A 23,075-nucleotide genomic window follows, 5' to 3' on the forward strand; every position below is an offset into this window, starting at 1 on the left:
CAGCGTTATCCCGCGCTCATTGCATCCCCGAGATGGAAAATGGGCAGATACATCGCCACCACCAGCGTACCGATAATCACCCCTGTCACAATCAGCAGCACTGGCTCCAGAAGCGCGGCCAGATTATCTGCCAGTTGAAAGGTTTGCTCCGTATGATGGCGGGCAAGGTTTTCCAGCATAATGTCGAGTGACCCAGAGACCTCCCCGGTGCGTATGAGTTGAATGCACAGCGGGGTAAAGACGGCCGCTTTCTGAAATGAAGACCAGACGGTAAAGCCTTGTTCTATGTCCCCACGAACGCTGCGCAATATGCCTTGCCAGTACCGGCTATCAACAGTTTCTTCTGCGCTCTGTAATCCCTGTAAAAAGGGGATGCCCGCCTGCTGGGTGAGTGACAGTACGGTAAAGATCTGCCCCAGTTTTTGCCCTCTTGCCAGCCTTCCCGTCACGGGAATATGCATCAGGATACGTTGCCAGCGCGGATCCCGTCGCAGCGCCCAGGCGATGGCCACGGGAATAAGCAGCAGCACGAACAGGGCGATGGCGTATGTCTGGATAAACGCCGACAGGCCCATGACCATCTGTGTCAGCAGCGGCAGGGGAGTATTAAACGTTTTGTAGATGGCCGCGAACTCCGGCAAGACCAGGGTGACCATGGCCAGAACGACCAGAACGGCCAGCGCCAGGATGATCGTCGGATAGCGCAACGCCTTCTTCACTTTTGCCGTGAGTTGCTGCTGGGATTGTTGCTGCTGAGCGAGCTGGCGGCAGCACGTTTCCAGCTTTCCCGTTAGCTCCCCTGTTTTTACCATCGAGACATACAGCGGGCTAAATACCGCAGGCCATCGCTTCAGCGCCTCTGAAAAGACGCATCCCTCGCTCAGATCATCATTCATGTTTTCCAGCAGCGCCTGCCAGTGTTTGACAGGATGCTGCTCGGCCAGCATTTGCAGACTTTGCGATAACGTCAGGCCAGCCTGCAGTAGCGTGGCAAGCTGGCGAAACATCTCATAGCAATGATGGGGTTGCCAGCGGTGCGTCAGTGAGCATCGGGTGAGCGAAAGTGGGTGTAACTCTTTACGCATCAGCCTGACTAAGGCCGTTTCGCGATCTGGTGCCCACAGCACCCCACACAGAGATTCGCCTTCACTGGATAGCGCCCGCCAGCGCCAGAGATGATTAACACTCATTGGGCATTCCCAGCACGCGCAGCAACTCTTCGAGCGTGGTCAGTCCTTGCTCAACGGCCAGACAACCCTGCTCAAATAACGATGTCATTCCCGCCTGACGGGCGCTGGCTTCGATGACTTCTATCGAGGCGCCACTGGCGATGGCCTGCCGGAGCGTGGTGTCGATGGCAAGGACTTCAAAAATGGCGACGCGGCCATAAAAGCCGTGATAGCAGCGATCGCAGCCGCCAGGTTGCCAGCGAGGAAGCGGCCGGGGCCATACGGTGCGCGGTAATTCTGCGCGGCTGTTGGCTTCCTGCCGACAGTGAGGACACAGACGACGCACCAGTCGCTGGGCAATCACCAGCGAAAGTGCAGAGGAGATCATCCAGCGTGCGACCCCCATCTGCTGCAGGCGAATGACGGTTTCCGTCGTGGAGTTGGTGTGCAGCGTCGACAGCACCAGATGCCCGGTCTGTGCGGCGTTAATGGCAATCTCTGCCGTTTCACTATCGCGGATTTCGCCTACCATAATGATGTCCGGATCCTGGCGCAGGAGCGCCCGCAGAACGCTCTGAAAGGTTAAGCCCGCACGGGGATTAATCTGCGTTTGGTTCAACCCCGCAAGCGGGATCTCGATCGGATCTTCCACGCTGCAGATGTTAACGTCAGGGGTATTACGCGCCTGCAATGCGCTATAGAGCGTGACCGTTTTTCCGCTGCCAGTGGGGCCCGTGACCAAAATCAGCCCCTGCGGTTGATGAAGGATCTCGTTAAAGCGGGCCAGCTGTTTCGCACTCATTCCCAGTTTTTCGGGTTCCAGCGCCTGATGAACCTGATGCAGCAGGCGCAGCACAATTTTCTCTCCGCCGCTGCAGGGAAGCGTGGCGATGCGAAAAGAGACCGGCTCGCTTGCCAGTTCAATCGTAAATTGACCATCCTGCGGTAAACGGCGCTCCGCAATATCCAGTTGGCCCAGCACTTTTAAGCGAGCGGTGAGGGTATTTGCCACCGCTGCAGAAAGCGGAGGCAGCGGACAAAGCACACCGTCAACACGCAAGCGGACCTGACAGATATCCCCCATCGGTTCGATATGAATGTCAGATGCGCGCTGGTTGATCGCCTGCTGCAGGGTGTGGTTGAGAATATCCACCGTGTTGTGCGGCGTTAACACAACCGGGAGGTGTGATTGCGCGGTTAACTGCCGGTGTTTTTCCATGCGCTCCGCTGTCCAGCATTCAATATCAATACGTTTTTGCGTGGCGAAACGTAGCGCTTCCATCATTTCAGCGGCGGGATTGCCCACGACGGCGATGCTAATCATGTCGGCGTCGCTGGTCAGCAGCAAAGCATGGTGGCGCTGGCACAGGGTGACGAGTTGATCTGAATTCATTGTCCGCTCCTGTCAGTTACTGTCGAAACGGAAAACATCTTCGCAGGCCTCTTTGAGCGCACCGTCGTTGCTGATGTTGCAGCTACGTTTCCAGCCCGTCATACCGTTGCCACTACTCCATTGCGGCGTCACCACCACCTCAAGTCCGTTAAGGCTCTCCTGCCCGGTTAACGACACGACGCCCTGCGTCACGCTCATTCCCGAGACATAGCGTGTTGTCGTTGGAGAAGGGATACCGTTACTGCCGCCGTCGCAGCTCGTCACGCCGCCATGTTCCAGGGCACAAAGTTCAATCGCCGTGCGATAGGGCACGAACGTTTGCAGCATGTCGGTCAGGGCCGCTTTTCGCAGGTAGTTCTGGTAGGCGGGAATACCAATGGCGCTCAGGATGGCAATAATGCCGATTACCACCATCAGCTCAATGAGCGTGAAGCCTTGTTGTCTGTTCATATCTGCTCCTCAGGGTTAAGTGGCGCTACTCTGACAGCGGGGAAAAAAGCAGACGAGGGGCAAAAAACGGAACGTGAAGCGGCGTTCAGGGAATTTGTACTTACTTGCAGAGAAGAACAGAGAGATTGCGAGGAGGGCTGAAATTTCCCCTCTCCAGGCAGAGAGGGGGAACGACGTTATTTAAAGCGCATGGAGAGATCGAGGGCGCGAACGTGCTTGGTCAGCGCCCCGACAGAAATGTAGTCCACGCCGGTTTCGGCGAATTCACGGATCGTTTCGAAGGTGACGTTTCCTGAAACTTCGAGCTGTGCCTGGCCGTTGGTGAGCTTCACCGCCTCGCGCATCTGTGCTGTTTCAAAGTTATCGAGCATGATGATATCGGCACCGGCCTTGATGGCCTGCTCCAGCTCTTCGAGGTTTTCAACTTCCACTTCAACCGGCACATCCGGGTGCAGCCAGAAGGCTTTCTCCACCGCCTGACGCACGGAGCCAGAGGCAATAATGTGGTTCTCTTTAATCAGGAAGGCGTCGGACAACCCCAGACGGTGGTTGGCTCCCCCGCCACAAAGCACCGCGTACTTTAATGCCGTGCGCAGACCTGGCAGCGTTTTACGGGTGTCCAGCAGCTGCGTATGGGTACCGGCCAGCAGGTCAACGTAACGACGCACTTCACTTGCCACCCCTGAAAGGGTCTGCACAAAGTTAAGCGCGGTACGTTCACCGGTCAGCAGCACGCGGGACGGGCCTTCAAGCTCAAACAGCGGCTGGTTTGCGGTAATGGCGTCACCGTCTTCGACATGCCAGGTGATTTGCACCTCATCGCCAGCCAGTTGAGTAAAGACCTCTTCAACCCAGCGCTTGCCGCAAAACACGCCATCTTCGCGGGTGATGATCACGGCGTGTGAGCGTGTCTCTTTCGGCAATAATTGTGCGGTAATATCGTTGTCCGCGCTGACGTCACCGCCCAGATCTTCTTTCAAAGCATGGGCAACGCTTGCCGGAATATCCATATTAATACGTTCCAGAAGCGCTTCACGTCGGTGGTCGGGGTTGTAGCGGCGAGGCGGCATGATAAAACTCCAAATTGGTAACGAATCATAATATTGAAACATGCTACTCTGAACCGAGTAACAGCACCATACATAAGGAGTTCCAGCATGTTGTTAGAAGACGGATGGCTGGTGGATGCGCGGCGTGTACCCTCACCGCACCACGATGGCCGCCCGGAGGATGAAAAGCCCACACTGCTGGTGGTTCATAACATTAGTCTCCCGCCAGGTGAGTTTGGCGGTCCGTGGATCGATGCGTTATTCACGGGAACGATAGATCCCGATGCCCATCCTTTCTTTGCTGAGATTGCGCATCTGCGCGTATCGGCGCACTGCCTGATCCGTCGCGATGGCGAAGTGGTTCAGTATGTTCCTTTTGATAAGCGCGCCTGGCATGCGGGTGTCTCGATGTATAAGGGGCGCGAGCGTTGCAATGACTTCTCTATTGGGATTGAGCTGGAAGGCACGGACACCACCCCTTATACCGATGCACAGTACCAGCGGTTGGTGGATATCACCCAAACGCTCATCAGGCTTTACCCTGCGATTGCAGAGAACATTACGGGACACTGTGATATCGCCCCGGCGCGAAAAACCGATCCTGGCCCTGCATTTGACTGGCCCCGGTTTCGCGCCATGCTTACCGCGTCGTCAGAATAAGGAGATAACATGACGTTGTTTACCATGCTGCTGGTTATCATCGCTGAACGCTTGTTCAAACTCGGTGAGCACTGGCATCTGGATCACCGGCTGGAGGTGCTTTTCCGCCGGATTAACCATTTTTCCATGCTGCGTACGCTGCTGATGACCGCGGGCGTGATGGTGATTACGTTCTTGCTGCTGCGCTCGTTATACGGCCTCTTTTTCAACGTGCCGCTACTGGTGGTGTGGATCCTGCTCGGCGTGCTGTGCATTGGCGCAGGCAAAGTGCGTATGCACTATCACGCTTATCTGAAAGCCGCTTCCCGTGATGATGCGCATGCACGTAGCGCCATGGCCAGCGAGCTGACGATGATCCACGGCGTGCCGCCGGATTGCGATGAACGCGAGTTCCTGCGTGAACTGCAAAACGCGCTGCTGTGGATTAACTTCCGCTACTACCTGGCGCCGCTGTTCTGGTTTGTGGTGGGGGGCCCGTGGGGGCCGGTACTGCTGATGGGATATGCGTTCCTGCGCGCCTGGCAGACCTGGCTTGCCCGCTATCTCACCCCGCATGAACGTTTGCTCTCCGGCATTGATGCGATCCTGCACGTGCTCGACTGGCTTCCGGTTCGTCTGGTGGGTGTGGTCTACGCGCTTATTGGCCACGGCGAAAAAGCGCTCCCGGCGTGGTTCGCGTCGCTTGGCGACCGTCATACCTCGCAGTACCAGGTGCTGACACGCCTCGCGCAGTTCTCACTGGCGCGTGAGCCGCATACCGACAAGATAGAAACGCCGAAAGCGGCGGTCTCGATGGCGAAGAAAACGTCGTTTGTGGTGGTCGTTATCGTGGCGTTGCTGACCATTTACGGCACGCTGGTCTGAACCCGCGTGCCGTAGCGGTTAAGGCGTATCTGCAGGTGGGATGCCAAAATCAGGCATCCCGTTTTCGTGCCAGCGGACGAGCTTCAGGCGGGTATGACGATTGGGGTCATAAAGCGGATCGCCTTCAATTTCGGTGTAATTTCGCGCGTGATACACCAGCACATCTTCTCCTTCCGGCGTTTGCGTAAAGCTGTTATGGCCTGGCCCATACTGGCGGTTTTCGTAGCTGGTGACGAAGACCGGGCGCGAGGCCTTGTGCCAGTTGGCAGGATTTTGCGGATCGGCATTGATCTCTGTCCACAGCAGCCCCATGCAGTAGTTCTCGTCGGTCGCGCTGGCGGAATAGCTGATAAACAACTTGTCGCCGTGGAATAGCACCGCTGGGCCTTCGTTGACCCAGAAGCCGCGGCACTCCCAGTCATATTCCGGTTTACTGAGCATCACCGGCTCGCCTTTCAGCGTCCACGGGTTCTCCATTTCACATAAATAGAGATTGGAGTTGCCGGAGATATCCGGGGCTTTTTGCGCCCACAGATACCAGCGTTTCCCCTGATGCACGAACGTGGTCGCGTCCAGCGCAAAGGTGTCGAACGGCGTTTTTACCTGGCCTTTTTCAGTCCACGTGCCGGTTAGCGGGTCGCGGTCGGCACACTCCAGCACAAACATGCGGTGCTGGAACATGCCCAGACCGTCCAGCGCCTGGGTGTGCGCGGCGGCAAAATAGATGTACCACTTACCGTCGATATGATGCAGTTCCGGTGCCCAGATAAGCTGGCTCATTGGGCCGGTCTCCGGTTTGCGCCATACGACCACCTCGTCGGCGCTGCGCAGACCTTCCAGCGACGCTGCCCGGCGGATCGCCAGCCTGTCGTATTGCGGCACGGAGGCGATAAAATAATATTGCCCTTCATGACGCAGAATGTACGGGTCAGCGCGTTGTTCTATAAACGGGTTAGGCCAGTTATGCATGCGGCGTTCCTTCTTTTGTTTCGGCTCTCGTTTCCTGCCAGGCGTTCAGTTCGCTGTAGTTGGTGCGGCGTTTCTCCAGGTCGAGCTGGATCTGTTTCATGGTTTCCCGATCCACTTTCAGCAGTCGTACTACGCCCGCAGTGATCAAATACCCCACACCCGGGATCACGGTAAACAGCAGAACGATCACGTTAATGGCCTCTGCGCTTTGCGCTTTCGCACCGGCGTCGTAGCCATACCATGAGAGCAGGAAGCCCACCATCGCGCCAGCAATCGCCAGCCCCAGCTTGAGGAAGAAGATATTGCCCGAGAAGCTGATCCCGGTGATGCGTTTACCGGTTTTCCACTCGCCATAGTCGTCCACATCGGCCATTAGCGACCAGTGCAGCGGAGATGGGATCTGGTGAAGAATGTTAAGCAGGAAGTAGAGCACCACGATGGTGACGGTCGCTTTCGGGTCGAATAAATAGAACGCGCAGGAGAAAAGCGCCAGCACGATGTTGGTCCAGAAGAACACTTTTAGTTTACACCAGCGGTCGGTCAGCACTTTCGCCAGCATACTGCCGAGCATCATTCCCACCACGCCCAGGCTGATAAACAGGGTGGCAAAGTGAGTGCTCTGGCCCATTACCCAGGTGACGTAATACATGGTGGCCGCCATGCGGATAAAGCCCGGGCAGACGTTGCAGAGCGTCAGCAGCAGAATGCGTACCCACTGGTCGTTTTTCCACACGTCCTTCAGATCGTTTTTCAGCTCATCATGGGTCTGCACCGCCGGACGTACGCGCTCGCGCACGGTGGCGAAGCAGAACAGGAACATACAGGTACCAATCAGCGCCAGCACGGTCATCGCCATCTGGTAGCCTTTGGCTTTGTTATCGCCACCAAACCAGTCCGCCATCGGCAGGAGCGTGAGCGACAGTAAAAGCGTGGCAATACCCACCATCACAAAGCGATAGGACTGGCAGGCCACGCGCTCTTTTGGGTCATTGGTGATCACGCCGCCCAACGAGCAGTAGGGAATGTTGATGGCCGTATAGGTTAACGAGAGCAGGAAGTAGGTCACAAAGGCATAGATAACTTTGCTGTTATAGCTCCAGTCAGGCGTGGTGAACATCAGGATACTGAACAGCGCATAGGGGAACGCAATCCACAAAAGCCATGGACGAAACCGCCCATATTTACTGCGGGTACGGTCCGCGATGGCCCCCATAATCGGGTCCGTAACGGCATCAATGACGCGCACGGACAGCAGCAACACGCCGACCAGCGCAGGTGCCAGCCCAAAAATATCGGTATAAAAATAATTAACAAACAACATGATGGCGCCGAAGATGATATTGCATCCTGCATCGCCCATCCCATAGCCGATCTTCTCTTTTACTGACAGTTTATTGTTATCCATTGACTGCTCTCCGGGTGACGGTATGGAGAGAATTATTTGCTGGCTAATCGATATATGCGTTGCAGTATCAGGGCGGTGATATGGATAAAGCGGCTGACGAGGTGAATTTGTGAGGAAGGTAACAAACGCTCAGCACCCGCGAAACGAGTGCTGAGCTGAGGGGCTATTAATGTGCTTTTACGGTTTTACCGTTTTTCTGTTTTACCAGATACCCCACGCCGAGGATCGCAATCCAGACCGGGATCAGGTAAACGGAAATCGCCATGCCTGGGGTGAGTAGCATAATTACCAGCACGCCCGCCATAAACAGCAGGCAAACCCAGTTACCCAGCGGATAGAGCAGGGCAGGGAAGCGTGTGGTTACGCCCTGCTGCTGTTTAGCGCGGCGGAACTTGATGTGCGCCAGGCTGATCATCGCCCAGTTAATCACCAGAGCCGAGACCACCAGGGCCATCAGCAGGCCAAACGCCGATTCAGGTGCCATGTAGTTAATCAGCACGCAAAGCGCCGTCACGATAGCCGAAACAATGATGGTATTGACCGGCACGCCGCGCTTATCGACGTTCAACAGGGCTTTCGGTGCGTTACCCTGCTGCGCAAGGCCGAACAGCATGCGGCTGTTGCAGTACACGCAGCTGTTGTAAACGGAAAGCGCCGCCGTCAGCACGACGATATTGAGTGCATTCGCCACGAAGGTATCGCCCAGTTCGTGGAAGATAAGGACGAACGGGCTGGTGTCGGCCGTGACGCGTGTCCACGGCAGCAGCGAGAGCAGAACGGCCAGTGAACCCACATAGAAGATCAGAATTCGGTAGATAACCTGATTTGTCGCTTTCGGGATGCTTTGCTCCGGGTTGTCGGCTTCAGCGGCGGTGATCCCCACCAGCTCCAGCCCCCCGAAGGAAAACATAATAATGGCCATCATCATCACCAGACCGGTCATCCCGTGAGGCAGGAATCCACCTTGCTCCCAGAGGTTACGCACTGTGGCCTGTGGGCCACCGTTGCCGCTAAACAGCAGCCAGCCGCCAAAGATAATCATCGCCACCACGGCAATGACTTTGATGATGGCAAACCAGAACTCCATCTCACCGAACACTTTTACGTTGGTCAGGTTGATGGCGTTGATAATGACGAAGAACGCTGCCGCAGAAACCCAGGTTGGGATCTCGGGATACCAGAACTGAATGTATTTCCCCACGGCGGTCAGTTCTGCCATGGCCACCAGAACGTAAAGCACCCAGTAGTTCCAGCCGGAAGCGAAACCGGCAAAACTGCCCCAGTATTTGTAGGCAAAGTGGCTGAACGAGCCTGCAACCGGCTCTTCAACGACCATCTCACCTAACTGGCGCATAATCAGAAACGCAATAAAACCTGCGATAGCGTAACCCAAAATAATGCCTGGACCGGCCGACTGGATGACGGATGCGCTTCCCAGAAACAGGCCAGTGCCGATAGCACCACCCAATGCGATGAGCTGTATATGGCGGTTTTTAAGGCCGCGCTTTAGCTGATCGCCGTGCTGTTGAGCTTCCATTTGAAACCTCGTGTGTGGTTGTTATGTTCACGCTGTGCGTGTGTAATTATGAATATCCGTTTTCTGTATTTATTTCTTTACGGTTAATAAGACCGAAAAAAGCGGAGATGTCTTCCGTAAGCGCAAGAATAGTGGTAAGCGCATGTGAATGCACCTGCTTTATGAAGGGCTGATGACGAGTTGAATAAAAAGAAAGCATTTGTAAATCGCACCGTTAATTCTTACTACCCCAACCTATAGAATAGAAATGCCTTAAAAGTGGGCGAATTTTCATTTTTTGCGTTGTTGAATCGCTTCAGATTGCAAAAACCCTCGTTTCATTATGGTTAAAACTCCCTCTTTGGTAGTAATCAGCTCATTTGTGCAAAGTTACATTTCTGAAACGTTATTTCTGTAAGGTTGTTAAAATGTGCAGGGTTTACTGATTTCAATCAAAACCAATATGGACAGAAGGTGAATACTTTGTTACTTTAGCGATACGAACTTGAAATTGGTAAGACCAATTGACTCCGGGCAAAAAGGCGTAAGACAGGGAATATGGCCTACAGCAAAATTCGCCAACCAAAACTATCCGATGTGATTGAGCAGCAGCTGGAGTTTTTAATCCTCGAGGGGACACTGCGCCCGGGTGAGAAACTTCCGCCAGAACGCGAGCTGGCTAAACAGTTCGACGTATCCCGCCCCTCTCTGCGTGAGGCGATTCAACGCCTCGAAGCAAAGGGCTTGCTGCTTCGTCGCCAGGGCGGCGGAACCTTTGTTCAAAACAGCCTGTGGCAGAGCTTCAGCGATCCGCTGGTAGAACTTCTCTCTGACCACCCAGAATCCCAGTTTGATCTGCTTGAGACCCGTCACGCGCTTGAAGGTATCGCGGCCTATTACGCCGCCCTTCGCAGCACTGATGAAGATCGCGTGCGTATCCGCGAACTGCATCAGGCCATTGAACGGGCACAGCAGTCCGGCGATTTAGACGCCGAGTCCAATGCCGTCGTCCAGTATCAGATTGCCGTCACCGAAGCGGCACACAACGTAGTGCTCCTCCATCTGCTACGCTGCATGGAGCCGATGCTGGCCCAGAACGTTCGTCAAAATTTTGAATTGTTGTATGCCCGTCGGGACATGCTCCCGCTGGTAAGCAACCATCGCACCCGAGTATTCGAGGCGATAATGGCCGGGGAACCGGAGCAGGCGCGCGAAGCGTCGCACCGACATCTGGCTTTCATTGAGGAAATCTTGCTGGACCGCAGCCGAGAACAATCGCGTCGCGAACGTTCATTACGCCGCATACAGCAACGAAAGGATTAAGCGCCAGGTACTTTTAGAGCGCGGCAACTAAACGCAGAACCTGTCTTATTGTGTTTTCTGACGAAAATACAATGGGACAGGTTCCAGATAAATCAACGTATTAGATAGATAAGGAATACCCCCATGTCAGAACGTCTCCAAAATGACGTGGATCCGATCGAAACTCGCGACTGGCTACAGGCGATCGAATCGGTCATCCGTGAAGAAGGTGTTGAGCGCGCTCAGTATCTGATTGATCAGCTGCTTTCTGAAGCCCGCAAAGGCGGCGTGAAGGTTGCTTCAGGTGCAGGGGCTAGCAACTACGTAAACACGATTGCCGTTGAAGACGAACCGGAATACCCGGGCAATCTGGATCTGGAACGCCGTATCCGTTCTGCTATCCGCTGGAACGCCATCATGACCGTTCTGCGTGCGTCCAAGAAAGATCTGGAGCTGGGTGGCCACATGGCGTCCTTCCAGTCCTCTGCGACCGTTTACGAAGTGTGCTTCAACCACTTCTTCCGTGCTGCTAACGAGAAAGACGGCGGCGACCTGGTGTACTTCCAGGGCCACATCTCTCCGGGCATCTATGCACGTGCATTCCTGGAAGGTCGTCTGACTGAAGAGCAGATGAACAACTTCCGTCAGGAAGTTCACGGTAAAGGTCTGTCTTCTTACCCGCACCCTAAACTGATGCCTGAATTCTGGCAGTTCCCGACCGTATCCATGGGTCTGGGCCCAATTGGTGCAATCTATCAGGCGAAATTCCTGAAGTACCTGGAACACCGTGGTCTGAAAGATACCTCTGAGCAAACCGTTTACGCCTTCCTGGGCGACGGTGAGATGGATGAGCCAGAATCTAAAGGTGCGATCACCATCGCTACCCGTGAGAAGCTGGACAACCTGTGCTTCATCATCAACTGTAACCTGCAGCGTCTGGATGGTCCGGTAACCGGTAACGGTAAGATCATCAACGAACTGGAAGGCATCTTCGCAGGTGCTGGCTGGAACGTTATCAAAGTAATGTGGGGTTCCCGTTGGGACGAACTGCTGCGTAAAGACACCAGCGGTAAACTGATCCAGCTGATGAACGAAACCGTTGACGGTGACTACCAGACCTTCAAATCCAAAGACGGTGCCTACGTTCGTGAGCACTTCTTCGGCAAATATCCTGAAACCGCCGCACTGGTTGCAGACTGGACTGACGAGCAGATCTGGGCGCTGAACCGTGGTGGTCACGATCCGAAGAAAATCTACGCTGCACTGAAAAAAGCGCGCGAAACCAAAGGTAAAGCGACTGTAATCCTGGCCCACACCATCAAAGGTTACGGCATGGGTGATACCGCAGAAGGTAAAAACATCGCTCACCAGGTTAAGAAAATGAACATGGACGGCGTGCGCTATATTCGCGACCGTTTCAACGTGCCAGTGACCGATGAGCAGGTAGAAAACCTGTCTTACATCACCTTCCCGGAAGGTTCTGAAGAGTACAAGTACCTGCACGAACGTCGTCAGGCGCTGAAAGGCTACCTGCCAGCTCGTCAGCCTAACTTCACCGAGAAACTGGAACTGCCAGCGCTGGAAGACTTCTCTCAGCTGCTGGAAGAGCAGAACAAAGAGATCTCCACCACTATCGCTTTCGTTCGTGCCCTGAACGTGATGCTGAAGAACAAGTCGATCAAAGATCGTCTGGTGCCAATCATCGCTGACGAAGCGCGTACTTTCGGTATGGAAGGTCTGTTCCGTCAGATCGGTATCTACAGCCCGAACGGCCAGCAGTACACCCCGCAGGACCGTGAGCAGGTTGCATACTACAAAGAAGACGAGAAAGGTCAGATCCTGCAGGAAGGTATCAACGAGCTGGGCGCAGGCGCATCCTGGCTGGCTGCTGCGACCTCCTACAGCACCAACAACCTGCCGATGATCCCGTTCTACATCTACTACTCCATGTTCGGGTTCCAGCGTATCGGTGACCTGTGCTGGCAGGCAGGCGACCAGCAGGCTCGCGGCTTCCTGATTGGTGGTACTTCCGGTCGTACGACCCTGAACGGTGAAGGTCTGCAGCACGAAGATGGCCACAGCCACATTCAGTCTCTGACTATCCCTAACTGTATCTCTTACGACCCGTCTTACGCGTACGAAGTGGCAGTCATCATGCATGACGGTCTGCAGCGCATGTACGGCGAAGCGCAAGAGAACATTTACTACTACATCACCACCCTGAACGAAAACTACCACATGCCGGCAATGCCAGCAGGTGCCGAGGAAGGTATCCGTAAAGGTATCTACAAACTCGAAACCATCGAAGGTAGCAAAGGTAAAGTTCAGCTGCTGGGCTCCGGTTCTATTCTGCGTCACGTTCGTGAAGCAGCGCAGATCCTGGCGAAAGACTACGGTGTGGGTTCCGACGTGTACAGCGTGACCTCCTTCACTGAACTGGCGCGTGATGGCCAGGATTGTGAGCGCTGGAACATGCTGCACCCAATGGAAACCCCACGCGTTCCGTACATCGCTCAGGTGATGAACGACGCGCCAGCGGTGGCGTCTACTGACTATATGAAACTGTTCGCTGAGCAGGTTCGTACTTACGTTCCAGCTGATGATTATCGCGTACTGGGTACTGACGGCTTCGGTCGTTCTGACAGCCGCGAAAACCTGCGTCACCACTTCGAAGTTGATGCTTCTTACGTGGTTGTAGCAGCACTGGGCGAACTGGCTAAACGTGGCGAAATCGATAAGAAAGTGGTTGCGGACGCAATTACCAAATTCAACATCGATGCAGAAAAAGTTAACCCGCGTCTGGCGTAAGAGGTAAAAGAATAATGGCTATCGAAATCAATGTACCGGACATCGGGGCTGATGAAGTTGAAATCACCGAGATCCTGGTCAAAGTAGGCGACAAAGTTGAAGCTGAACAGTCGCTGATCACCGTAGAAGGCGACAAAGCCTCTATGGAAGTCCCGTCTCCTCAGGCTGGCATCGTTAAAGAGATCAAAGTCTCTGTTGGCGATAAAACCGAGACTGGCAAACTGATCATGATTTTCGATTCCGCCGACGGTGCAGCAGCTGCTGCACCTGCGCAGGAAGAGAAGAAAGAAGCTCCGGCCGCCGCTGCTCCAGCAGCTGCCGCGGCAGCGAAAGAAGTTAACGTGCCTGACATCGGCGGTGACGAAGTTGAAGTCACTGAAATCCTGGTGAAAGTGGGCGATACCGTTGCGGCTGAGCAGTCTCTGATCACCGTAGAAGGCGATAAAGCGTCTATGGAAGTGCCGGCGCCGTTCGCGGGCACCGTTAAAGAGATCAAGATCAACACCGGTGACAAAGTGTCTACCGGCTCTCTGATCATGATCTTCGAAGTGGCGGGTGCTGCACCTGCCGCTGCGCCAGCTCAGGCTGCTGCTCCGGCGCCAGCGGCTGCACCAGCAGCAGGCGGCGTGAAAGACGTTAACGTTCCTGACATCGGCGGTGACGAAGTCGAAGTGACCGAAGTGATGGTGAAAGTGGGCGACAAAGTTGCCGCTGAACAGTCACTGATCACCGTTGAAGGCGACAAAGCCTCTATGGAAGTGCCTGCGCCGTTCGCGGGTACCGTTAAAGAGATCAAAATCAGCACCGGCGACAAAGTCTCTACCGGCTCTCTGATCATGGTCTTCGAAGTGGAAGGCGCTGCGCCTGCTGCCGCTCCGGCTGCCGCAGCTGCTCCAGCACCGGCTGCTGCACCGGCTCAGGCTGCTAAACCAGCGGCACCTGCTGCAAAAGCGGAAAGCAAATCTGAGTTCGCTGAAAACGACGCTTACGTCCACGCGACCCCGCTGATTCGTCGCCTGGCGCGCGAATTCGGCGTGAACCTGGCGAAAGTGAAAGGGACTGGCCGTAAAGGTCGTATCCTGCGCGAAGACGTTCAGGCTTATGTGAAAGACGCGGTGAAACGCGCTGAAGCTGCACCAGCTGCAGCCGCAGGCGGCGGTATCCCGGGCATGCTGCCATGGCCGAAAGTGGACTTCAGCAAGTTCGGTGAAATTGAAGAAGTGGAACTGGGCCGCATCCAGAAAATCTCTGGTGCTAACCTGAGCCGTAACTGGGTCATGATCCCGCACGTTACGCACTTCGACAAAACCGATATCACCGATCTGGAAGCGTTCCGTAAACAGCAGAACGCCGAAGCTGAGAAGCGTAAACTGGACGTGAAATTCACCCCTGTGGTCTTCATCATGAAAGCCGTTGCCGCTGCCCTGGAGCAGATGCCACGCTTCAACAGCTCCCTGTCCGAAGATGGCCAGAAGCTGACGCTGAAGAAATACATCAACATCGGTGTTGCGGTTGATACGCCAAATGGTCTGGTTGTTCCGGTCTTCAAAGACGTGAACAAGAAGAGCATCACTGAGCTGTCCCGCGAACTGACCACCATCTCCAAAAAAGCGCGTGATGGTAAGCTGACTGCCGGCGAAATGCAGGGCGGCTGCTTCACTATCTCCAGCATCGGCGGCCTGGGTACTACCCACTTCGCACCGATTGTTAACGCGCCGGAAGTGGCTATCCTCGGTGTGTCCAAGTCCGCGATGGAGCCGGTGTGGAATGGCAAAGAGTTCGTGCCGCGTCTGATGATGCCAATCTCTCTGTCCTTCGACCACCGCGTGATCGACGGTGCTGATGGTGCGCGTTTCATCACCATCATCAACAACATGCTGAGCGACATTCGCCGCCTGGTGATGTAAGTGAAAAGCCGGCCAGTCGGTCGGCTTTTTTCTGTTAATCTCATGTGGTTTGTGAGGTTATTGGCGAAAGCGACAATTCGTGAGCCGTTTGTTGTTTCAAAATTGTTAACAATTTTGTAAACTGCGGGCGGATAGAACGTCCCGGTGGATGAAGGGCGACAAGTACCTGGACCGCCGGAAATCAATAAGAGGTCATGATGAGTACTGAAATCAAAACTCAGGTCGTGGTACTTGGGGCAGGTCCCGCAGGTTACTCTGCAGCCTTCCGTTGCGCTGATTTAGGTCTGGAAACCGTCATCGTAGAACGTTACAACACCCTTGGTGGTGTTTGTCTGAACGTAGGTTGTATCCCTTCTAAAGCGCTGCTGCACGTAGCGAAAGTTATCGAAGAAGCCAAAGCGCTGGCTGAACACGGTATCGTCTTCGGCGAGCCGAAAACCGATATCGATAAAATCCGTACCTGGAAAGAGAAAGTTATCACTCAGCTGACCGGTGGTCTGGCTGGCATGGCGAAAGGCCGTAAAGTGAAAGTGGTTAACGGTCTGGGTAAATTCACCGGCGCGAACACCCTTGAAGTGGAAGGCGAAAACGGCAAAACCGTAATCAACTTCGACAACGCGATCATCGCGGCGGGCTCTCGTCCAATCGAACTGCCATTCATTCCACATGAAGATCCACGCGTGTGGGATTCCACCGATGCCCTGGAACTGAAAACCGTTCCAAAACGTCTGCTGGTTATGGGCGGCGGTATCATCGGTCTGGAAATGGGTACCGTGTACCATGCGCTGGGTTCAGACATTGACGTGGTTGAAATGTTCGACCAGGTTATCCCGGCTGCGGATAAAGACATCGTTAAAGTCTTCACCAAGCGTATCAGCAAGAAATTCAACCTGATGCTGGAAACCAAAGTGACTGCCGTTGAAGCGAAAGAAGACGGTATTTACGTTTCCATGGAAGGTAAAAAAGCGCCATCCGAACCACAGCGTTACGACGCCGTGCTGGTGGCGATCGGCCGTGTGCCGAACGGTAAGAACCTCGACGCGGGCAAAGCAGGCGTGGAAGTGGACGACCGTGGCTTCATCCGCGTTGACAAACAGCTGCGCACTAACGTGCCGCACATCTTTGCTATCGGCGATATCGTCGGTCAGCCAATGCTGGCGCACAAAGGTGTTCACGAAGGTCACGTTGCCGCTGAAGTTATCGCCGGCATGAAACACTACTTCGATCCGAAAGTGATCCCATCTATCGCGTACACCGAGCCAGAAGTGGCATGGGTCGGTCTGACCGAGAAAGAAGCGAAAGAGAAAGGCATCAGCTACGAAACCGCCACCTTCCCGTGGGCTGCTTCTGGCCGTGCTATCGCTTCCGACTGCGCAGACGGTATGACCAAACTGATCTTCGACAAAGAGACTCACCGCGTTATCGGTGGTGCGATTGTCGGTACCAACGGCGGCGAGCTGCTGGGTGAAATCGGTCTGGCGATCGAAATGGGTTGCGACGCGGAAGACATCGCGCTGACCATCCACGCTCACCCAACTCTGCACGAGTCCGTGGGCCTGGCGGCAGAAGTGTTTGAAGGTAGCATCACCGACCTGCCAAACGCGAAAGCGAAGAAGAAATAAGTTTCTTCAGACAAAAAAAGCGGCCTGTGGCCGCTTTTTTTATGTGCTGGATTCAGGGAGCCACAGGCTGCCAGGTTTTATCCGGGCTATAGGCGGTTAACGCCTGGGCTTTCTGCTCAGAGTCATTGCCGAGATCGGCCTGGTACACTTTGTCATCCTGGTTTATCACAAAGCTCATGACGCCTGTCTGGCCATAGCTGACGGGCCATGCCACCATCGCAAAGCCTTTCTCATCAGGCAGGATACGGAACCGATAGCCGTGATAGCCTGCACCGGGCTCTTTGGGGCTGAAGGCCGGCCCCAGCGGGCTGGGGGCTTCACCCGGCGAAACGGGCCAGTAGAGACCATCTTTTTTCCCTTCAGAGCTGACAATTTTCTGCGCGTATTTTTGATTCATGGCGAAATAGCTCTGCTGGGCATCCACATAGGCATGTAATGCTTCGATGGCGGCAAGCTCGTTACGCCCGATCTCGCGGGTCAGGATCTCCTCGGCGCCCTCCTTGATATCGAATTGCCATCCGGTAGCGGTTTTGACAACCGGGATGGGCAACTGCCAGTCGTTATTTCCGACGACCAGATGCGCCGTATTACCATCGATAACCGTGTTGTGCCGCACCTTCCAGTCGCGGAGGAAACGATCGACGGCATCAGGATCGACCCCTTCTGGCGGCAGAAAATCGCGCCAGTTCTCTCCAAGCAGATTGTTCATCGCCGTTTCATTCTGCTCACTGATGGCATGCGCCAGCGCATCGGTCGCCTGAGCGGGCGTGCTGAAGGATTGCTGTGCCATCGCAGCGGTGGACATCATGAACAACACCATTCCACAGACAAGATTCTTTTTCATGTTGGCTCCCTTAACGATGACGGAATTCACGGTGTTCAGCACGTCCGGCAGGGGCCTGACGCGGCTGCTGATGACGGGCAGCCAGTTGTCTGCTTTGCGCCCCCCGTTGCTGCTGGGCTTGCCAGTTGGCAGAGCGGCTGTCGTTGCCGCTCAAGGCATTTGCGCGAGGCTGGCTGGTTCGCTGCGGGATATGGCGTTGCTGAGCAGGCTGCGCGATCCGTTTCTCCTGTCGCTGGGTTACGGCAGGGTGATTATCACGCTGCTGCGAGGTGGTTCGCTTTGCCGTTTGCGGTCTGGTGTCGTAGCCACGGTAGTTGTTGCGCTGGGATATCTGCTTCAGCTGTTCGCCTGAAGCCTGGCGCTGTGCATCTCTGGTTCCCGGACGCGCGGTTTGCGGGAAGGTTTTACCCGTCGATTTCTCTATCTGGCTCAGGGCCGCCTGACGCTGGCTGTCGCGGTTAACCGGTTTTTGCTGCGTAGAACTGAGCCCCGTTACCGTGTTAGTGGAATGGAAGCGGTTATTAAGCTGGCTGGTGGGGTAGGGCACACCTTCCCGATACGCCGGGTTATGCTGCCAGGTGCGGTTGGCATCCGTCAGGCGTTGACCACTGATTTTGTTGAAGTTCTCAACGTTGATATTGATATTGTTATCACCGTTGCGGTTATAGCCGCCGTGATTCCAGTCATCGTCATGATGGTGGTCCCAGTCGTCGTCATCATCCCAGTCGATGTTGCTGAAGATGGCGTAGGTTGTCGCCACACCCAGGCTGAAGCCTAAGCCTTTAACCAGACTGTCCGTAAACTGCTCTCCCGGAGAAGGAGGTAGATAGGTTGGCGGGTAAGCCGTGTTTGGCCAGGTACCGTAAACGGTATTGGGGTTATAGGTGGGGACGTAAACGACCTGCGGATCTGCGGATTCAATTTTGATCACCGTCGGGGCAGGCGTGGTGGAAGTCGTCGATTCGCTGGTGGCCGATTTGGCCGGGGCAGGTTTCGTCACGGTGGTGACCGTCTGCTGAGGCGTCGATTGTAAGGCGCCGGTCTTTTGAGCCAGCGCGCGCAGGCGTTGGACGGAATCCATGACATCCTTCGGTTGCGCGAGAAACGCATCCCCCAGATTTTGTACCCACGGCGGGTTTTCACCCATCAGCGACATCAGTTGAGGAAACGCGACCAGCGATTTTACGCTGGGATCCCAGGGCTGGCTGGCAACGGCCTGGATAGCGGCGTCTCCTTCCATTTTAGGGTTGTCTTTGGACCACTGCGCCGCCTGGATGACGTTGGCCGGGTAGGTCGAGGCCATTAAAATTTGTGACAGCAGGGCATCCGGATAGAGTGCGATGGGAGCAACCCACTGATCGATTTGCGCGGCCGTATAGGCTGGGGCGACGACGGGGGCGGGTTGCGCTGCTGCGGGGGGTACCGGTTGTTGTGCGACGGGAGCGGGGACGACAGGCTCTGTCTCCCGACTTTTGACAAACATGACACCTGAGGCGGCAAACAGCCCGGCACTGCACAGAAGAACAAGCAGATGTGGTTTAAAGGGCAACTTCATAAAATGACTCCAACGAGACAAGCGCTGTGCCGTGAGGCGTTACGGTTGGCGTGAGTATTATTCACTCGCCTTTTACTGTTTTGACTTTTGTTGGGGAACTGCCGGTACGTCCGGATAAAGAGTGTGAGTATTTATTACACAATTATATGTGATAGCTGAAAAGCCGCTGGGATTTCAGAAGGCCGCTCTTGCGAGCGGCCAGCAGCTAGTTGCCGAGGTTGACAACAAACAGCACTGTGATGTCGGATATGTTCCAGCCACCGTGCAGTGCCGTAAGCAGTAAACCGAGCGCAACGATCAGCGCAGTGATTCGCATCTCCATTGCGTGCGTTCCTGTACAGGCTACGCGGGTTCATTCTTCACCGGGAAAGGCAGAACCTGGCAAGTTGATGTTGCCGCGTAGATGAAGGAACTGCTCCCGGGCCCGGTGACTGGTTGCTACACCAGCGGAGCAGGCCGCGGAGAAGAATAGTCAATTCAATGGATCTGAAGAAGGCAAAAAATGCAATTACATGGGCTTTCATACGAAATGGGAAGGCGCTACGCAAAATCGTGATAGCAGCTTGCAAGCCCACAGGGAGTGATGCACAATATTTCACGTTGGTGTTGCCGCAAATCTGCCAACCCGGTGTGCTACCACCGCAAGGCAACAAATAAACCGCTTTCAGGCGGTTTTTTTGTTGCCAAAATTCCACCCGTCAGCCCTCTACACCATGCTTAACGATTCAGCAAATTTTTTAATGTTGCTTTTTTGTAAACGGATTAACACTGTGCAGAAATCCTGCTATGCTGCCCGACGCGGTATCGGGCATTTACCCTACAAACTGCTGTCTCACAGGAGCGTGAAGAGAACGCCCGCCGCATATGACAATGAGAGCGAGGAGAACCGTCGTGCTAGAAGAATACCGTAAGCACGTAGCAGAACGTGCCGCCGAGGGAATTGTACCCAAACCGTTAGATGCAACCCAAATGGCCGCGCTCGTCGAGCTGCTGAAGAACCCGCCTAAGGGCGAAGAAGAATTCCTGTTAGATCTGCTGATCAACCGCGTACCGCCTGGCGTAGATGAAGCTGCCTACGTAAAAGCCGGATTCCTTGCTGCTATCGCCAAAGGCGAAGCCACCTCCCCACTGGTTACTCCTGAAAAAGCCATTGAACTGCTCGGCACCATGCAGGGTGGTTATAACATTCATCCGCTGATTGACGCGCTGGATAACGACAAGCTGGCACCGATTGCCGCTAAAGCGCTCTCTTCAACGCTGCTGATGTTCGATAACTTCTACGATGTGGAAGAAAAAGCCAAAGCAGGCAACGTCTATGCGAAGCAGGTGATGCAGTCCTGGGCCGATGCCGAATGGTTCCTGAACCGTCCTGCGCTGGCTGAAAAAATTACCGTTACCGTATTCAAAGTCACCGGTGAAACCAACACCGATGACCTCTCTCCGGCACCGGATGCATGGTCTCGCCCGGATATCCCGCTGCACGCACTGGCGATGCTGAAAAACGCCCGTGAAGGCATTGAGCCGGATCAGCCAGGCGTTGTCGGCCCGATCAAACAGATCGAAGCGTTGCAGAAAAAAGGATTCCCGCTGGCTTACGTCGGTGACGTTGTCGGTACCGGTTCTTCCCGTAAATCCGCCACTAACTCCGTCCTGTGGTTTATGGGTGACGATATTCCGCATGTGCCGAACAAACGCGGTGGCGGCCTGTGCCTGGGCGGTAAGATTGCCCCAATCTTCTTCAACACCATGGAAGATGCTGGCGCACTGCCAATCGAAGTGGATGTCTCTAACCTGAACATGGGCGACGTGATTGACGTTTACCCGTATAAAGGTGAAGTCCGTAACCACGACACCAACGAGCTGCTGGCGAGCTTCGAGCTGAAAACCGATGTGCTGATCGACGAAGTGCGTGCCGGTGGCCGTATCCCGCTGATCATCGGTCGTGGCCTGACCACCAAAGCGCGTGAAGCGCTGGGTCTGCCGCACTCAGACGTGTTCCGTCATGCGAAAGACGTAGCGGAAAGCAATCGTGGCTTCTCGCTGGCGCAGAAAATGGTTGGCCGTGCGTGCGGCGTGGCCGGTATCCGTCCTGGCGCTTACTGCGAGCCGAAGATGACCTCTGTGGGCTCTCAGGACACCACCGGTCCAATGACCCGTGACGAGCTGAAAGACCTGGCGTGCCTGGGCTTCTCGTCCGATCTGGTCATGCAGTCCTTCTGTCACACGGCGGCGTATCCGAAGCCGGTTGACGTAACCACGCACCACACACTGCCAGACTTCATTATGAACCGTGGCGGCGTCTCCCTGCGTCCGGGCGACGGCGTTATCCACTCCTGGCTGAACCGTATGCTGCTGCCGGATACTGTTGGTACCGGCGGTGACTCCCATACCCGTTTCCCGATTGGTATCTCCTTCCCGGCGGGCTCCGGTCTGGTGGCGTTTGCCGCAGCGACCGGCGTGATGCCGCTGGATATGCCGGAATCGGTACTGGTGCGCTTCAAAGGTAAAATGCAGCCGGGTATCACCCTGCGCGACCTGGTTCACGCTATCCCGCTGTATGCCATCAAACAGGGCCTGCTGACCGTTGAGAAGAAAGGTAAGAAAAACATCTTCTCTGGCCGCATCCTGGAAATTGAAGGGCTGCCGGACCTCAAAGTTGAGCAGGCATTCGAGCTGACCGATGCGTCTGCAGAGCGTTCCGCCGCGGGTTGTACCATCAAGCTGAACAAAGAGCCGATCATTGAGTATCTGAACTCTAACATCGTCCTGCTGAAGTGGATGATTGCGGAAGGCTACGGCGACCGTCGTACGCTGGAGCGTCGTATTCAGGGGATGGAGAAATGGCTGGCGGATCCGCAGCTGCTGGAAGCCGATGCTGACGCAGAATATGCGGCGGTGATCGACATCGATCTGGCAGACATTAAAGAGCCAATTCTCTGTGCACCGAACGATCCTGACGATGCGCGTCTGCTGTCTGACGTGCAGGGCGATAAGATCGACGAAGTGTTCATCGGTTCCTGTATGACCAATATCGGTCACTTCCGTGCTGCCGGTAAACTGCTGGATACTCACAAAGGCCAGCTGCCAACCCGCCTGTGGGTAGCGCCACCAACCCGTATGGATGCGGCGCAGCTGACTGAAGAGGGTTACTACAGCGTGTTTGGTAAGAGCGGTGCGCGCATCGAAATCCCTGGCTGTTCCCTGTGTATGGGTAACCAGGCGCGCGTGGCTGACGGTGCGACGGTGGTCTCCACCTCTACCCGTAACTTCCCGAACCGTTTAGGTACCGGTGCGAACGTCTACCTGGCGTCTGCTGAGCTGGCGGCGGTTGCGGCGCTGATTGGCAAACTGCCAACGCCGGAAGAGTACCAGACCTTCGTTGCTCAGGTTGATAAGACGGCGGTGGATACCTATCGCTATCTGAACTTCGACCAGCTCTCTCAGTACACCGAGAAAGCTGACGGGGTGATCTTCCAGACGGCGGTATAAAAGCAAAACCGTCTCCACGAGACGGTTTTTAGTGTTTGCACCCTCTCCCATGGGAGAGGGCCGGGGTGAGGGC

At 55.1% G+C, this 23,075-nt stretch carries 16 protein-coding genes; 7 read left to right on the forward strand and 9 right to left on the reverse strand.

The features are described 5' to 3' along the window. Positions 1–5: 5 nt before the first annotated feature. The 4 genes from hofC to nadC form a co-directional block, all read right to left on the reverse strand. Entirely contained in the window at positions 6–1,190 is a 1,185-nt protein-coding gene (hofC, locus tag M8370_RS00815) for a protein transport protein HofC (RefSeq protein WP_250020374.1), read from the reverse strand. Further along, a complete protein-coding gene (gene gspE / locus M8370_RS00820) occupies positions 1,180–2,562 on the reverse strand; it encodes a type II secretion system protein GspE (RefSeq protein ID WP_038418685.1) in 1,383 nt (460 codons plus the stop codon). Before gspE ends, hofC begins: the two co-directional genes overlap by 11 nt. A gap of 12 nt (positions 2,563–2,574) precedes the next feature. Further along, positions 2,575–3,012, reverse strand: coding sequence for a prepilin peptidase-dependent pilin (ppdD, locus tag M8370_RS00825; RefSeq protein ID WP_023620000.1), 438 nt, complete (start codon positions 3,010–3,012; stop codon positions 2,575–2,577). Between the two features lie 176 nt (positions 3,013–3,188). Next, complete coding sequence (gene nadC, locus M8370_RS00830; RefSeq protein WP_013095589.1) at positions 3,189–4,082, reverse strand: carboxylating nicotinate-nucleotide diphosphorylase; 894 nt, start codon at positions 4,080–4,082, stop codon at positions 3,189–3,191. An 87-nt stretch (positions 4,083–4,169) separates the two neighbouring features. Between nadC and ampD the strand changes: the two genes are divergently transcribed. Continuing rightward, the gene (ampD, locus tag M8370_RS00835) at positions 4,170–4,721 is read left to right on the forward strand and encodes a 1,6-anhydro-N-acetylmuramyl-L-alanine amidase AmpD (RefSeq protein ID WP_058651097.1); all 552 of its coding nucleotides are present in this window, start codon (positions 4,170–4,172) and stop codon (positions 4,719–4,721) included. Between the two features lie 9 nt (positions 4,722–4,730). Continuing rightward, the gene (gene ampE, locus M8370_RS00840) at positions 4,731–5,585 is read left to right on the forward strand and encodes a beta-lactamase regulator AmpE (protein WP_020688508.1); all 855 of its coding nucleotides are present in this window, start codon (positions 4,731–4,733) and stop codon (positions 5,583–5,585) included. 18 nt (positions 5,586–5,603) lie between these two features. On the opposite strand, the gene M8370_RS00845 is transcribed toward ampE, so the two are convergent. The 3 genes from M8370_RS00845 to aroP form a co-directional block, all read right to left on the reverse strand. Next, positions 5,604–6,554, reverse strand: coding sequence for a glycoside hydrolase family 43 protein (locus M8370_RS00845; protein WP_038418687.1), 951 nt, complete (start codon positions 6,552–6,554; stop codon positions 5,604–5,606). Continuing rightward, positions 6,547–7,959: a glycoside-pentoside-hexuronide (GPH):cation symporter gene (locus M8370_RS00850; RefSeq protein WP_250020375.1), complete on the reverse strand. Its 1,413-nt coding sequence runs from the start codon at positions 7,957–7,959 to the stop codon at positions 6,547–6,549. Before M8370_RS00850 ends, M8370_RS00845 begins: the two co-directional genes overlap by 8 nt. A 166-nt stretch (positions 7,960–8,125) precedes the next feature. Beyond that, entirely contained in the window at positions 8,126–9,496 is a 1,371-nt protein-coding gene (gene aroP / locus M8370_RS00855; protein ID WP_013095594.1) for an aromatic amino acid transporter AroP, read from the reverse strand. A 537-nt stretch (positions 9,497–10,033) separates the two neighbouring features. Here aroP and pdhR point away from each other — a divergent pair. From pdhR to lpdA, 4 genes are all read left to right on the forward strand, one after another. Beyond that, on the forward strand, positions 10,034–10,798 hold the full coding sequence (pdhR, locus tag M8370_RS00860; protein WP_013095596.1) for a pyruvate dehydrogenase complex transcriptional repressor PdhR: 765 nt from the start codon (positions 10,034–10,036) through the stop codon (positions 10,796–10,798). A 123-nt stretch (positions 10,799–10,921) separates the two neighbouring features. Beyond that, positions 10,922–13,585 (forward strand): pyruvate dehydrogenase (acetyl-transferring), homodimeric type, encoded by a 2,664-nt coding sequence (aceE, locus tag M8370_RS00865; RefSeq protein WP_013095597.1) that lies wholly within the window; start codon positions 10,922–10,924, stop codon positions 13,583–13,585. 14 nt (positions 13,586–13,599) lie between these two features. Further along, positions 13,600–15,492 carry a pyruvate dehydrogenase complex dihydrolipoyllysine-residue acetyltransferase gene (aceF, locus tag M8370_RS00870; protein ID WP_023620930.1) on the forward strand — a complete coding sequence of 631 codons (1,893 nt, stop codon included), beginning with the start codon at positions 13,600–13,602 and terminating at the stop codon, positions 15,490–15,492. 197 nt (positions 15,493–15,689) lie between these two features. Further along, on the forward strand, positions 15,690–17,114 hold the full coding sequence (gene lpdA / locus M8370_RS00875) for a dihydrolipoyl dehydrogenase (RefSeq protein ID WP_014830669.1): 1,425 nt from the start codon (positions 15,690–15,692) through the stop codon (positions 17,112–17,114). A gap of 52 nt (positions 17,115–17,166) precedes the next feature. Here lpdA and M8370_RS00880 read toward each other — a convergent pair whose 3' ends face one another. Next, on the reverse strand, positions 17,167–17,958 hold the full coding sequence (locus M8370_RS00880) for a DUF2950 family protein (RefSeq protein WP_048972714.1): 792 nt from the start codon (positions 17,956–17,958) through the stop codon (positions 17,167–17,169). A gap of 10 nt (positions 17,959–17,968) precedes the next feature. Further along, the gene (locus M8370_RS00885; RefSeq protein ID WP_130626888.1) at positions 17,969–19,513 is read right to left on the reverse strand and encodes a DUF3300 domain-containing protein; all 1,545 of its coding nucleotides are present in this window, start codon (positions 19,511–19,513) and stop codon (positions 17,969–17,971) included. A gap of 891 nt (positions 19,514–20,404) precedes the next feature. Between M8370_RS00885 and acnB the strand changes: the two genes are divergently transcribed. Next, positions 20,405–23,002 carry a bifunctional aconitate hydratase 2/2-methylisocitrate dehydratase gene (gene acnB, locus M8370_RS00890; RefSeq protein WP_013095602.1) on the forward strand — a complete coding sequence of 866 codons (2,598 nt, stop codon included), beginning with the start codon at positions 20,405–20,407 and terminating at the stop codon, positions 23,000–23,002. The last annotated feature ends 73 nt before the right edge of the window (positions 23,003–23,075 follow it).

The organism is Enterobacter cloacae complex sp. OE43NF (genome assembly GCF_023544405.1).
GTDB classification, from domain to species: Bacteria; Pseudomonadota; Gammaproteobacteria; order Enterobacterales; family Enterobacteriaceae; genus Enterobacter; species Enterobacter cloacae.

Coding starts and splice junctions, on each gene's coding strand:
- aceE (WP_013095597.1), top strand. CDS start 10,922: ATGTCAGAACGTCTCCAAAATGACGTGGATCCGATCGAAACTCGCGAC.
- pdhR (WP_013095596.1), top strand. CDS start 10,034: ATGGCCTACAGCAAAATTCGCCAACCAAAACTATCCGATGTGATTGAG.
- lpdA (WP_014830669.1), top strand. CDS start 15,690: ATGAGTACTGAAATCAAAACTCAGGTCGTGGTACTTGGGGCAGGTCCC.
- aroP (WP_013095594.1), bottom strand. CDS start 9,496: ATGGAAGCTCAACAGCACGGCGATCAGCTAAAGCGCGGCCTTAAAAAC.
- nadC (WP_013095589.1), bottom strand. CDS start 4,082: ATGCCGCCTCGCCGCTACAACCCCGACCACCGACGTGAAGCGCTTCTG.
- M8370_RS00880 (WP_048972714.1), bottom strand. CDS start 17,958: ATGAAAAAGAATCTTGTCTGTGGAATGGTGTTGTTCATGATGTCCACC.
- ampD (WP_058651097.1), top strand. CDS start 4,170: ATGTTGTTAGAAGACGGATGGCTGGTGGATGCGCGGCGTGTACCCTCA.
- M8370_RS00850 (WP_250020375.1), bottom strand. CDS start 7,959: ATGGATAACAATAAACTGTCAGTAAAAGAGAAGATCGGCTATGGGATG.
- M8370_RS00845 (WP_038418687.1), bottom strand. CDS start 6,554: ATGCATAACTGGCCTAACCCGTTTATAGAACAACGCGCTGACCCGTAC.
- ampE (WP_020688508.1), top strand. CDS start 4,731: ATGACGTTGTTTACCATGCTGCTGGTTATCATCGCTGAACGCTTGTTC.
- gspE (WP_038418685.1), bottom strand. CDS start 2,562: ATGAATTCAGATCAACTCGTCACCCTGTGCCAGCGCCACCATGCTTTG.
- aceF (WP_023620930.1), top strand. CDS start 13,600: ATGGCTATCGAAATCAATGTACCGGACATCGGGGCTGATGAAGTTGAA.
- hofC (WP_250020374.1), bottom strand. CDS start 1,190: ATGAGTGTTAATCATCTCTGGCGCTGGCGGGCGCTATCCAGTGAAGGC.
- ppdD (WP_023620000.1), bottom strand. CDS start 3,012: ATGAACAGACAACAAGGCTTCACGCTCATTGAGCTGATGGTGGTAATC.
- M8370_RS00885 (WP_130626888.1), bottom strand. CDS start 19,513: ATGAAGTTGCCCTTTAAACCACATCTGCTTGTTCTTCTGTGCAGTGCC.